We start from the raw sequence: 13606 nt of genomic DNA, 5'->3' as shown, positions 1-13606 counted from the left end.
AAAGGAAAGTGAAAACAGCAAGCCCCCGCTTATGGGCGGGGGCGCTGGGTGGTGCAATGGGCCACAGGCTAGTTGCTGTAGAGCAGCGCACCTTCGGTTTTGTTGAGCTCGCCTTCCTTCCCGACGGGGCGGTAGAAGAGCTGGTTGTTTTCGAGGTAGACCTCGAGGAAGGCAGGGCGATCGGTGATGTGTCCGGCGATGAGGGCCTCGGAAAGCGGGTCTTCGACGTAACGCTGCAGGGCGCGGCGCAACGGGCGGGCTCCGTAGGTGCGGTCGACCAGCGTCTTCTCGAGAATCCACTTCTTGGCGTCTTCGAGGACGGAAATGGTGATGGCCTTCTGCGCCAGGTTTGTGTTGAGCTGCTGGACCAGCAGTTCGAGAATCTGGATCAGGTCGGCGTCCGAGAGTGACTGGAAGATGATGAGCTCGTCCAGACGGTTCAGGAATTCGGGGTTGAAGGTGCGCTTGACCTCGTTGCGGACAAGCTCTTCGACCTTTTCGGCGACCAACTCTTCGCGCTCGCTCTGGAAGCCGAGTCCCTGCTTGCGCTGCAGGTGGCGCGCGCCGATGTTCGAGGTCATGATGATGATGGTGTTCTTGAAGTCGACCGTATTGCCGAGACCGTCGGTGAGCTGGCCGTCTTCAAAGACTTGCAGCAGGATATTGAAGACATCCGGATGCGCCTTTTCGATCTCGTCCAGCAGAACGACCGAGTATGGCGAACGCTTGACGCGCTCGGTGAGTTGGCCGCCCTCCTCGTAACCGACGTATCCCGGAGGTGAACCGATCAGCTTCGAGACGGAATGCTTTTCCATGAACTCCGACATATCGAAGCGGATCAGCGCCTTCTCCGAGCCGAAGAGGAACTGGGCGAGGGTGCGCGCCATTTCCGTCTTGCCGACTCCGGTTGGTCCGAGGAAGAGGAAGGAGCCAATCGGCCGATGCGGTGATTTGAGTCCGGCACGCGAGCGACGGATGGCGCGGGCCAGGGCCGAGATGGCCTTGTCCTGCGAGATGACGCGCTTGTGCAGCTCTTCTTCAACGCGCAACAGCTTTTGCGTCTCTTCTTCCTTGATGGAGGTGACGGGAACGCCGGTCCAGCGGCTGACGACCTCTTCGATATCTTCGCGGCCTACGATGCCGGCGGCGGAGTCATCGAGATGGTACTTGTCACGCAGGCCGCGCAGGTTCTCGCGCTCCTTGCGCTCTTCGTCAGAGTAAAAGCGCGCCTTCTCGAATTCGTGGTTGGCGATGGCCGAGTCCATACGGTGCACGATGAACTTGATGCGCTTGTGGACTTCGGTGATTTCGTCGGGCAGGGAAGTCTGCCGCAGCTTGACCCGTGCGCCGGCTTCGTCGATGAGGTCGATGGCCTTGTCGGGAAGGAAGCGGTCGGGGATGTAGCGGTTCGAATGGGAGACGGCGAACTGGATCGAGTCATCGGTGTAGCTGACCGCGTGGAACTTCTCGTAGCGGTCCTTGATGCCCATGATGATCTTGACCGCGTCTTCCTCATTCGGCGGCGGGACTTTCACAGCCTGGAAGCGGCGCTCAAGCGAGCGGTCTTTCTCGATGGACTTGCGGTATTCAGCGGGCGTGGTTGCGCCGATGCACTGAATCTCGCCGCGCGAGAGAGCGGGCTTGAGGATGTTGGCGGCGTCGAGCGAGCCTTCGGCAGAGCCGGCGCCGACCAGGGTGTGCAGCTCATCGATGAAGATGATGCAGTTCTGGTTTTCCATCAGCTCTTTCATGATGGTCTTGAGGCGCTCTTCAAACTGGCCGCGGTACTTGGTTCCGGCGACGATGAGCGAGAGGTCGAGAGCGAGAACGCGCTTGTCAGCCAGGAAGCTGGGCACATCGCCGTCAGCGATGCGCTGCGCCAGGCCTTCGACGATAGCAGTCTTTCCCACTCCGGGCTCGCCGATGAGCACCGGGTTGTTCTTGGTGCGGCGGCAGAGGATCTGCACGACGCGCTCAAGCTCCGCATCGCGGCCGACGAGAGGATCGAGCTGCGTGTCCATGGCGGCCTGGGTGAGGTCGCGGGAGAACTCGGCCAGCAGGCTCGACTCGCGGTTGCGCTGCTGGGCCGGAGCCTTTTCCTGCGTGGCGCGCGCCAGCTCTTCGCGGATGGCGATGAGCTTGAGGCCGCGCTCGTGGAGAATCTCGGCGGCGAAGCATTTTTCTTCGCGCAAAAGGCCGAGGAGAAGGTGTTCTGTCCCGATGTGCTTGTGCGAGAGGCGCTCGGCCTCCTCAGCGGCGTAGGCCAGCACGCGCTTGCACTCATTGGACAAGGGGAGATCGACGGATGTGGAGACTTTCTCGCGGATCGTGGTGTGACCCTCGATCTGCTTGCGAATGGATTCAACGGAGGCGTGCGAGCGGAGAAAGCGATTGGTCAGCGCCTTATCCTCACGCAACAGGCCCAGCAGCAGGTGCTCGGTCTCAATATATGGGGAGCCGAACTGGCTGGCCTCATATCGTGCAAAAAAGATGACGCGACGTGCTTTTTCTGTATAACGTTCGAACATAGTTCCCCTTTGAAGGCTTATTGCAACCTGTCGAAGTCCGGTTATCGGTGCCCTTCTTAAAGAAGACTTCTTCGCAAGGTGCAAGGCCTTCGGCCCTTCTCGCCGCTTTCACCATTGAAACTGGCCCAGTGAAGACGGCCTTTGGTCAGGATGCTATCGCCTCCAGACCACTTGTACGTCAGCCCGTTGCCGGGACTGCCGCTCTTGCTTCTATTCTCCGCCTGTTTATAGTTCCTGCGGAGACAGTTCCTCCATGCGGCCTTTTTCCAGCCGCAAAATCCGGTTACATCGCCGCGCCAGTGTCAAATTGTGCGTGACGAGAACCGAAGTTAGATGTTCGCTTTCATGCAACCGCTCGAGCAAGGAAAAAACGCTGTCCGCGGTGTGGCTGTCGAGATCGCCGGTCGGCTCGTCCGCCAGCAGTAATCTGGGTTGCGTTACTAGTGCCCGCGCGAGCGAGACGCGCTGTTGCTCACCACCGGAAAGCTCTCCAGCGCGGTGGTCAGCGCGATCTGCAAGTTCTACCTCCTGCAGCCAGACCATGGCGCTTTCAAAAGCCTCGGCTTTGGACTGGCCGCGCGCCAGAAGCGGCATGGCCACATTCTCAAGGGCGGTGAACTCGGGCAGAAGGTAATGAAACTGCCATACATAGCCGATTTCCCGATTACGGAAAGATGCGGCCTGTTTGGGTGATAAATTTCGCAATGGAATTGAGGCGCAGTATACGTCACCGCTTGTGGGAGTATCAAGAGCACCAAGGATGTGCAAAAGTGTGCTTTTTCCTGCTCCGGACTGGCCCACAATGGCCAGGAGCTCTCCTTGTGCGATTTCAAAGCTCAAACCATCAAATAACACCAGCCGCCTGCGCCCGGTTGCGTATTCCTTGCGCAGGTTTTCTGCCTTTACTAATGGATGCACGGAGGCGGTCAGCGGACTCAGACCTGAATAGGCTGTACTGTCCGGCAAAACCTGCGAACTGGCGGAGGGAGTTCCCATATCTACCTCTATCATTGTTAGACACCAAAAAGGAAGCGTCCCCTCTAACGTTTTTGCGCTCCTGTATTACTTAGATTCAACAGGAAGCATTGCGTCATGGCCCCTTTATGAAAATGGTTACAGTTGATAGGCCAAACATTTCCAGCCGGACCACATAGTTTTCTAGCGGGTCAGCGCCCAGTTTTAGAACGTGCAGAATAGCTCAGCTTATTTGGAAAGGGAAGCGGGTGCTTCCGCAGGATTCACGCGGGCTGTGGAGGAGCTGCGATCGGCTTTGGGCAGCTCAAACAGGAAGGCAATGCGCCATTGCTTCCGCAGATGGTAAAGAAATGCCGGTAGCAGTGTCGCAATTACGGTGGGCACAAGAATCTGTGGATAAAGATGGGATTGGCCGAGTGTTTTTGTAATGGCGAGCCGCGATATTCCCTGGAAATAGGGATGCAGAAGGAAGATTCCGATGGAGGCCTCGCCGATCCATGCCAAAGCATTCGCCAGAAAGGTGTCTTTGATGACGCGGGCAAGAAAGAAGAGGCCGGTGGTTCCTGCCAGTCCGAGAGGGATGAAGCCGAACTGAAGCGCGGTGTCTACCTTGGAGTCAGCTGCGATGATTGTGGCGACAATTGCGCTGAAGGAGGCAGTCATCAGCAAGAGGCTTGGCCCGAAGTCCGTGGAATCGATTCGGGCTATCTTCTGTCCTACAATCTGCCCCGCGACCAGAAAAACAAATTCCGTCATAATGCCGTCGATTCCGTGATGGCCAATTGAAGGCCAGAACAGAGACAGCAGAACCGCCAATACAAAGCGCAGGTAGAGAGAAATTCTGCGAGTAAGCAAAGCCAGCATCAGGACGAAGAAGAACGTGAAGAGAAACCAACTGTCATCGCCTATCAAGATTCCAAGCAGATAAGCGCCAGCCTTTGGAGGCGCCGCAGCTTGAAAGCGGCCGATCAGGGGCGTGAGCGCCAGCATAATGAAGGCCCATAGAAGGTAGGGATATAAGACAGTCCGAAACTTGTCGGCGATAAACCTGCGCCAGCCTCGCTTGACGATGCTCTGCTCAACAAACAAACCCGCGACAAAGAAAAATGCGGGCATGTGGAAGCTATAAATGAAGCGTTCGGTGAAGTTGTATGTGGAGCCTGACAACAGATTTCTATGAGCCGCGCCCTGCAGCACATGGCCCAGCACTACCAGAATGATGGCTACACCTTTAACAACGTCTACCGAACTCAACCGGGCTTGGTCAGCCACCTTGGTTTCTCCTGCAAAACAAGGGACTTGCAGTCTCAGTGACCATCATAGCAAGGTCAATCGACGGGTAGTGAAAGCATCGTTTACTGTTTACGCAAATGAGCGAAATTGCTACTTGACAGGAACCACCTGCATGGTGGCTAGCACGGACAATGCGTCCTGTGCACGCTTCCACGCTCTGGGATTTCTTTTTGTAGCTATCGGCGCCCCGGGATCGGCGTAATAGGCGAGAATGTCATGCTTCAATCCGGCCGGCGTGGGTTGGCCAGAGTTTTTCGTAATGCGCATCAGCAATTCAGCATATGTTTTGTCGGTCAGAGGGTATCCTCCTGGCTGGACTATATAGCCAGTGTCCAGGTCGCGGTTATCGAGGCTTAGAGCAGCCTCGGGAGGTTGACTGGGGTTAGCACGGAGATCGTCGAGCATTTTTTCATAAACATCAAGAGTCTGGTTGATGCTGGTAACATATTTCGTTTTCGTTTCCGGCGTGGGAATCTTGATTGCCAGGTTAGCAGCGGGCCCGATTTTTGGAATCAGAAACACGACGAATGCCAGCAGATGTGTTCGAAAGCCCGGTCGTTTGCGCGTGTTCTGCCAGCCTTTCTGATAGTCAGCCTGCTTGATCCGCCCATCCAGATCCAGAAATGGTTCGGTATCCGAGTCCGGCGGGAAATCGTGCTCATGCAGCACGGCCTCAGCGTGAGCAAACGCAGGGAGAAAACTGCGCACGGAGCGGCGATAGGAGAGGATGACCGCGCGTTGCCGCTTGTTCCCGAGGACATCACTCAAATGCAGGCCATATGTTTCAAAGAATGCCTTCTCCATGAGGCCCAGGGAGACTTTGAGGCCGATGTGCGCGAGGTACTCAGATGGAGCGAAATTTTTCTTTGTTAACTGATCTATGTCAAAGGCAAATTCCGTCCGGACATGGCCGTGCGGGCTTTCATCGTAGGTAATGGAATGCCCATATTGCAGGGCGAGCCTGGGAAAAGCTATTGCGGTGGATGGATTCACGGCATCGTGATGTCCGATGCTATCGCCGACATAATGCGAGAGAGCCCCGAGGGCGAAGGCCAGCTCATTCACGTTCTGAGAATTACGCATGAGGCTGGTGACAAAGTCGCCCGTGCGGATGTAATGCGTCAGATTGCTGAAGAAGGCATGCCCGAAGGGATAGTAGCCCGCATCCTGGATGGCGCTTCCACCATATGCGTATGCTTGTGCCTCACGCAGCTGCGCATCTGTGGTACTGGGATAGCGTGCAAGCAGCAGCGGCTTGATGGATGATCCCCAGGCGAGATCGATGATCTGCTGATGTGTGAGGACGGAGTATCCGGAGCAGGGAAGCGATTGTGTAATCAGCAGCCAGACCAGCAAACACGCTGCTATGGCATTTGGGCTGAAGTTCCTGCCTGTCTCGTCAAAACATACGGGCATCCGCTTATACGAGGCCAGGAAGACGCTTCAGGTTGCTCTGCTTATTCGTAGCGCAGGGCCTCGGCGGGGAGCACTCGTGCGGCAGATGTGGATGGGTAGAGTGTTGCCAGCAGAGAAACCCCTAGCGATACAAGCATCACGATGACACCGTCGCGGATGCGCGGCGCGAAGGGAAGATAATCGATGGAGTAGACGTCGGCGGACAAATGAATGAAGCGATAGTGGCCGCCGGCCCAGGCGAGGACGTATCCGAGGACGAGGCCGATGGCGGTGCCGATGACGCTGATGAGAAATCCCTGCATGAGGAAGATGCGGCGTATCTGCTCCGGCCGGACGCCGATGGACATGAGTACGGCGATGTCCCTGGTTTTCTCCATGACCATCATGGTGAGGGCGATGAGAATGTTGAGCGCGGCGACGCAGACGATGAGGCCGATGACGATGAAGGTGACAACCTGCTCAAGCTTCAGAGCGCGGAAGAGCTCGCGGTTCTGTTCCATCCAGTTGGTGGTCTCAAAGCCGGGGCCGGCAGCTGCTTCAATGTCTTTGCCGATGCGGTCCGCGTGGTAGAGATCATCGACCTTGAAAGAGATGACGGAGACAACATCGGGTTCGCCGAAGAGTCGCTGCGCATCAGTGAGACGGACGAAGGCGAAGCTTGAGTCGTACTGGTAAAAGCCGGAGTGGAAGATGCCGGCGATTTGAAAGCGCTGGTATTTGGGAACAAGGCCGTAGGGGGTCAATTCACCCTGCGGACTTGTGACCATTACGGCATCGCCCACTTTTGCGTTCAGCGATTCGGCGAGATCGTGTCCCACCACAATGGGCGGGGTTGCACGGTTTGCATCGTCCGGAGCACTTGCATCGGCAGATTGCGAGAGAGGCGCTAAGCTTCCTTTGGTGATGCTCGACAACAGATCGCTGACGGTGCGCTCTTCTTCAGGGATGACGCCTTTGATTTCCGCTCCTCCGGAGAGCGCGCCACGCGAAATGAGAACCGGCTCGTAGAGGCCGGGCGCGGCCGCAGTCACATGCGGAAGCTTGCGAAGCCTGTCTGTCAACGAGCGCCAGTTTCTGATGCCATCGCTCTGTATGCGCATCAGCGACACATGCGCAGTGGAGCTTAGCAGGCGCTCGCGCAGGTCGCGGCTCATGCCATTAGTGATGGCGAGCGCAATGATCAGCGCTGCGACTCCGACGGCGACTCCGGCAACGGAGATGGCGGTGATGACTCCGATGACTGCCTGGCGGCGTTTTGCCCGCAGGTAGCGCGCGGCAACGAAGAACTCAAATCTCACCGGACGATTGCCTTTGCTGTCGCTATGTTGTCGTAGCGGTCGTAAACGCGCACGGTGATCAGGTGCTCGGATGAATCTGCTGGCGCGGGCATTCCAGGCTGGCGTGGCGTGATCTGCGCGTCAAAGTCGTAATGCTCCGTGAGGGAATCAGAGAGTTTGCCCACAGGCTCAATATATTGCCACGGACCTGCATCGATGGAGTACTCGGCATGCGCGATCGGTGATGCGGTATCGGTTGCCGTCAGCACGGCATGGATCTTCCCACTCACGAGGCGTGCCTCGATGGGGGTGAGTGAAGGCGGCGCGGTATCGATAATGAAGCGGTCGCTGATTTTTTCTGTTGTGAGCGCTTCGCCGGGGTTATGAGACGGCGCATCGCTGGCTACGACCTTGAGGCGATAGGCTCCATCAGGCAGACTGGTTGCGTCGAAGGTGTAGAAGCGATCGGTGAGCTTTTCCTTGAGCGGCTGCCAGTTGGTTTCGCTGTCGCCGCGATAGTAGAGCGTGTATACGAGGTCATCGCCATTGTCATCATGCGCAACCCAGCGTGCGGTGATGGCGGATTTGTCTTTTACTCCCGGGAGCGGTTCGCGTCCGGGCTCCGAGTTGAATTGCAGTCCCTGGTTCGGCGAGGAGCTGAAGTTGATAGTAATGGGCTGGGACGGCTGCGCCTGCTGTGGCGGAGCACTGGCGCGGACTCCGGGCACGACCACGATGTCGTCCACAGCCGGAGCCATATTCACAGGCAGGTAGTTGATGCCGACGGAGCCGATGGTTGAACCGGGATGCAGCACCGCCTTCCATTGGATAAAGCGCGCCTGTTCAAGGCCGAGCGGGCCGTTGTTCGGAGTGACCTTCTTCCAGTCGCTCCAGGCGCGTTCCGGATTTTCGATATTTCCGGAACGCGCGTAGAGCTCGTAGCTTGCGGACTTCGAATCAACTTCGGCGCGGCCCCATTGGGAGAAGGCTCCGGCATCGAAGACGTCGCTGAGATAGGTGCTCTCGGCAGCCGGGGTGTGGCTCAGGAGATAAATCTTTCCAGTATTCGCTGTGCCTACGTAGAGCCCTTGAGTAGAATCGGCAAAGCCTACGGCCTGTGTTGATTCGAGATGAGCAATGTCGGCGAAGTCACCGTTGTCCTGGATGCGATAGAGACGTCCGCGATTGCCGGTGGCGGCTAGCAGTCCTTCGCGTGTCCAGTGGAGCCCGTAGACGATGTCGTCGTGGCCGGACCAGATTTTGTGCGGTGCAGATTGCGGAGGAAGCGCGTAGACTTCGGAGCCGTCGGGGATCACGGTATTGCCATTGAAGGCTTGTACTGATCCCGGCTGCACAATTGTAATTGTCGCGGATACAGAAGGTGTACCTTGTACCGGAAGCGGCGGGAGCGTGGTTTGTCCTTTGCCGCCGACGCCGGCTGCGTAGATGGTCCCGTTGTCGGCGACGGCGAGGGCGGTAATTTCATGCTTGGGCGCGTCGAATAAGACGTAGCCCTTGCCGCTGTGGTCGATGCGATAGATCAGGCCGCTGCCGTCGGAACCGGCGATCAGGTTTCCAGCTTTATCAAAGGCGATGGTGCGGATGTGCTGCTCATCGCTCTTGAAGAAGAGCTCGGGTTTCGCGCCGCTGTTTGCGGCATCGATGCGATAGATGGCGGCCGGGCCTCCGGTAGCGATGTACAGATGGCCTGCGCTGTTGAGGACGATGTCCCAGATGTACTTCGGTTTTTCTTCGGTTTGCGCCGGATCGAAGACGACCGTGGCCTTGGTTTCATCGAGGTCGGTGGCTCCGGCGGGCAGCTTGTAAACCTTGCCGGAGGGCAGGGTGCCTGCGTATACCGTGCCGTCTTTGGCCACGGCCACGGCCTGCACGGAGAGATCTTTGGTAGAGAAAAGCTTCGTGCTTTTGCCATCGGGTGCGATACGCAGCACCGAAGCGGGCGAACCGGTGGCGGCATAGGCATTGCCAGCGGTATCGGCGGCAATCGACCAGACATAAGTAGAGGGCGTGTTGGCAATCTGGCGGCTATCCGGACCGGGTTCGAGGATACCGTCACTGCGAATGGCGACGCCTTTGGGCGTGCCTTTTTCTAACTCCTCGAATCGTTGCTGCGTCCAGAGTCGTGTCCCTTGTGCAAGAGAAAGGGAAGAGCAGCAGAGGACCAGTAGTGCAGGAAACAATGATGGGCGGAACATCATTGCTGAGTTTATCAGGGCACGGCGCTCAGGGAAGTCCGGATCATACTGCCGCTTTCGGCTCCGACCCTCCCGCAACCATCAGAGTGTCGATAGGGCCACGAATCGCATCGACGGGAGTTGCGGCTCCGAGAACGAGTCCACGTCCGTTTGCAGTATCCGCTCGGGGCCAGGAACCGCAGGCTGAACATCATAGTTCGGCGCATTCGAAAAGACCTCGAGCAGGCCTGTGACGTCGAGGACCTGGACCGGAGGCTGACCGGTAATGACCACTTTCCGCATGGGAGTAGTTTAGAGAAGCAGTGAACTTCTGATGGACTTCAACGATGGCCAGGCAACATAATGGGAACGTTTCCACACATGGCCTGTTAACGATATAATCCACCAGACTCTACCCGTTCATTTTCCAAGGCCAGGGAGCAGGGAAAATTGCGCGGAATTATGTATTGAGTGAGGAGATGCAGGTGATTGGAATCGGTCGTAGGGTGGCGTTGACTGCCTTGCTTTGTTCGTCATGTGTATGGGCTCAGAATGGGCGGCAGGTCGCGCAGATTACGAAATCCATGCCCGCTGAGTCGCAGGCCGTCATTCAGAGGCTCGGGGAGCTGAACCATCTAGACGCAGGTGAATGGAAATTCCATGCCGGGGACCTTTCCCATGGGGAGAGCACCAGCCTGGACGATGCAAGCTGGGAGACGGTGAAGCCGGGTGCCAAGTCCTCCGGAGAAGCGGCATGGTACCGGCGTTGGGTTGAAGTTCCGAAGACCTTTCACGGCTACGACCTGACGGGAGCGCGCATCTGGTTCCGTTTTTTGGCCTCTGCGAATGGCCCGATGCCGCAGATTATCTACTTCAACGGCAGGCGCGTAGCGCTGGGCGATGACTTGGAACCGATTGTCCTTTTCGATGACGCGAAGCCGGGTGAGAAGGTGCTGGTTGCGGTAAAACTGCTGCACACTGTGGACCAGAAAAGTTTCCACGATGCAGAGTTCAAGATTGATTTTCCTGAGAGCCGTCCTGGCCCTATTGATCTGTACCGCGAATTCCTCTCTGCCGAGTTGCTGATTCCGACCCTTTCGAAGAATCCTCAGGCAGATGAAGCGACGCTCGAAAAGTCAGTCAATGCAGTCGATCTGAAGGCGCTTGACTCTGCGAACCAGAAAAAGTTCGATGCTTCGCTCAAGGAAGCCACTACGACACTGGAAACGCTGAAGCCATTGCTGCAGCAGGGAACGTTTCATCTGACCGGTAACTCGCACATTGATGCGGCCTGGCTGTGGCCGTGGGAAGAAACGATCGATACGGTGAAGCGGACGTTCTCCACTGCGCTGCAGATGATGTATGAATATCCGGACTATACCTACACGCAGTCGGCTGCAGCGTACAACTACTGGATGGCGACGGAATATCCGGATATCAATGACGAGATCAAGAAGCGCATCAAGGAAGGCCGCTGGGAGATTGTGGGCGGCATGTGGGTCGAGCCAGACCTGAACATGCCGGACGGCGAATCGCAGGCGCGCTCGATTCTGCTGGGCAAGCGTTTCTACCAGAAGGAATACGGTGTTGATGTGCGCATCGGCTGGAACCCGGATTCTTTCGGATACAACTGGCAGACACCGCAGATTTACAAGAAGACGGGCATCGACTATTTCGTGACGCAGAAGATGACGTGGAACGACACCAACCAGCTTCCGTTCAAGCTCTTCTGGTGGGAGTCGCCGGATGGCAGCAAGGTGCTGACATATTTCCCGCATGACTATGCAAACGGTAACCTCAACCCGGTGCGTTTGTCGGCCGATCTGGCGACGGCACGGAAGCAGTCTCCGGGGCTGACGGAGATGATGGACCTTTATGGCGTGGGCGACCACGGCGGTGGTCCGACGCGTACCATTTTGGATGAAGGAGCACACTGGGCACAGCCGAACAAGATCATTCCCAATTACAAATTCGGCACGGCGCAGAGCTACTTCACCTCGGTCGAGAAGCAGTTGGCTTCGAACTCTCCGGAGTGGGACTACTTCAAGATCATGAATGGCTATACGCCGCCGTCAACTCCTGCTGCGGGACAGGTCGCGATTCCGACGTGGAAAAGCGAGCTGTATTTTGAATATCACCGCGGCGTGATGACGACGCAGGCTCAGCACAAGGCCAATATGCGCAACAGCGAAGAGTGGGCCCTGAATGCCGAGAAGTATGCTTCGCTCGCGTGGCTCGATGGCAAGAAGTATCCCAACGATCAGTTGACCGATGCATGGAGGACGATTACGTTTAACGATTTCCATGACCTCGCGGCTGGGTCGGGCATCGGGATCATCTATAAGGAAGCGCAGGAGCAGTTCGATAAGACCCATCTCGAAACGGACAAGATCTCGCAGGAGTCTCTGAAGACAATTGCTGCGCGGATCAACACGAAGGCCGCTGGCGAAGTTCCAGTGCTGGTCTTCAATCCGCTGGCGTGGGATCGTTCAGGATGGTTTGAAGTTTCGGTGCAGATGCCTGGCGCTGCTCCGAACGGTATCTCTGTTCTGGATGCAAAGGGACAGGCGCTGCCTTCGCTTGTTGTTTCGAGCGACAAGAAGACCAATAGCTACAAGTTGTTTGTCGAGGCGAAGCATGTGCCTTCGATGGGCTACGAAGTGCTGCACGCGGTTGCCGGCGAGAAGCTTTTCACGAGCGACCTGAAGGCGAATGGGCTTACGCTCGAGAACTCACTTGTGCGCGTCACAGTGGACAAGACGAACGGCTGCATCACCAGCATCTTCGACAAGAAGGCAAACTTCGAGACGCTGGCTCAGGGCGCATGCGGTAATGAGCTGCAGGCGTTCAAGGACACTCCGAAAGATTACGATGCGTGGAACATCGATCCGGGCACGCTGGATGTTCCGCCGACGAAGCTGACGGAAGCTGATTCGGTTGAACTGGTAGAAAAGGGGCCGGCGCGCGCATCCATTCGCGTGACGCGTCACTGGCAACAGTCGAAGTTCGTGCAGGAGATTCAGCTTGCGGCGAATTCCGATGAAGTGAATATCGTCAACGACATTGACTGGCATGAAGATCACATTCTGCTGAAGTCGGCCTTCCCGCTGGCGGCGACGAGCGACAAGGCGACGTACGAAATTCCGTACGGGAGCATCGAGCGCCCGACGACGCGCAATAACAGCTGGGACAAGGCGCAGTTTGAAGTTCCGGCACTGCGCTGGGCCGATCTTGGCGACGGTCAACACGGTTTCAGCGTCATCAACAACTCAAAATATGGCTATGACGACGCAGGCAATGTGCTGCGGCTGACGCTGCTGCGCTCGCCAACATGGCCTGATCCGGTGGCAGACCGCGGGCATCAGCATTTCAGCTTCGCGCTGTATCCGCATGCCGGAGACTGGAAACAGGCTTTAACGGTCCGTCACGGTTACGAATACAACTACAAGCTGAAGGGTCTGCAGGTGGAGGCGCATGCCGGAGCTCTGCCTCTGGAGCACTCCTTCGTTACTGTGAAGCCGGAGAATGTGGTTCTTACGGCCATGAAGAAGGCGGAAGACAGCAACGCGCTGGTCCTGCATATGTATGAGTGGGCAGGGAAGCAGGCGGATGTTGAAGTCAGCCTGCCTGAGGGCGCGACTGCGGCTACAGAGACGAATCTGCTGGAGCAGCCTCAGGGATCAGGCCTGACGGTTGCGGGCGGGCATCTGACGGTTCCAATTCATCCGTACGAGATTCTTGCGGTACGGGTGGATTATCCACACGGACAATAAGCTATAAAAGAAAGATTATTGAGCCGGAGGCGAGCAGCCTCCGGCTTATTTTTAGTTACATAGTTGGAACTGATCGGCGGTTCTTCCGTTGACCGTCCACAAACCCTTAGCTATCTTAAGTGTGTGATGGTTCGGGATTTCCGGCAGCA

Annotated in this window: 8 protein-coding genes; 1 reads left to right on the top strand and 7 read right to left on the bottom strand. The window is 57.0% G+C overall.

Annotated features, from left to right (window positions below; all coding sequences use genetic code 11):
- Positions 1 to 68 precede the first annotated feature (68 nt).
- The 7 genes from AC5S16_RS18095 to AC5S16_RS18065 all read right to left on the bottom strand — a co-directional run bounded on the left by AC5S16_RS18095 (position 69) and on the right by AC5S16_RS18065 (position 9987).
- Positions 69 to 2528: an ATP-dependent Clp protease ATP-binding subunit gene (locus AC5S16_RS18095; protein WP_493931511.1), complete on the bottom strand. Its 2460-nt coding sequence runs from the start codon at positions 2526 to 2528 to the stop codon at positions 69 to 71.
- Positions 2529 to 2753: 225 nt separating this feature from the next.
- Positions 2754 to 3524 (bottom strand): ABC transporter ATP-binding protein, encoded by a 771-nt coding sequence (locus AC5S16_RS18090; protein WP_493931510.1) that lies wholly within the window; start codon positions 3522 to 3524, stop codon positions 2754 to 2756.
- A 207-nt stretch (positions 3525 to 3731) separates the two neighbouring features.
- Positions 3732 to 4775: an acyltransferase family protein gene (locus AC5S16_RS18085; protein WP_493931509.1), complete on the bottom strand. Its 1044-nt coding sequence runs from the start codon at positions 4773 to 4775 to the stop codon at positions 3732 to 3734.
- Positions 4776 to 4886: 111 nt separating this feature from the next.
- Positions 4887 to 6212 carry a zinc dependent phospholipase C family protein gene (locus AC5S16_RS18080; protein ID WP_493931508.1) on the bottom strand — a complete coding sequence of 442 codons (1326 nt, stop codon included), beginning with the start codon at positions 6210 to 6212 and terminating at the stop codon, positions 4887 to 4889.
- 41 nt (positions 6213 to 6253) lie between these two features.
- On the bottom strand, positions 6254 to 7510 hold the full coding sequence (locus AC5S16_RS18075) for an ABC transporter permease (RefSeq protein WP_493931507.1): 1257 nt from the start codon (positions 7508 to 7510) through the stop codon (positions 6254 to 6256).
- On the bottom strand, positions 7507 to 9708 hold the full coding sequence (locus tag AC5S16_RS18070) for an Ig-like domain-containing protein (RefSeq protein ID WP_493931506.1): 2202 nt from the start codon (positions 9706 to 9708) through the stop codon (positions 7507 to 7509). The genes AC5S16_RS18075 and AC5S16_RS18070 overlap by 4 nt, the downstream gene beginning before the upstream one ends.
- A gap of 78 nt (positions 9709 to 9786) precedes the next feature.
- On the bottom strand, positions 9787 to 9987 hold the full coding sequence (locus AC5S16_RS18065; protein ID WP_493931505.1) for a hypothetical protein: 201 nt from the start codon (positions 9985 to 9987) through the stop codon (positions 9787 to 9789).
- Positions 9988 to 10268: 281 nt separating this feature from the next.
- On the opposite strand from AC5S16_RS18065, the gene AC5S16_RS18060 reads away from it, so the two are divergent.
- A complete protein-coding gene (locus tag AC5S16_RS18060; RefSeq protein ID WP_493931504.1) occupies positions 10269 to 13457 on the top strand; it encodes an alpha-mannosidase in 3189 nt (1062 codons plus the stop codon).
- Positions 13458 to 13606 lie beyond the last annotated feature (149 nt).

It is taken from the genome of Acidobacterium sp. FHG110202_01 (genome assembly GCF_059115305.1).
Note: the sequence above shows the minus strand (reverse complement) of the source record. Positions and strands in the feature narration are given on the sequence as shown.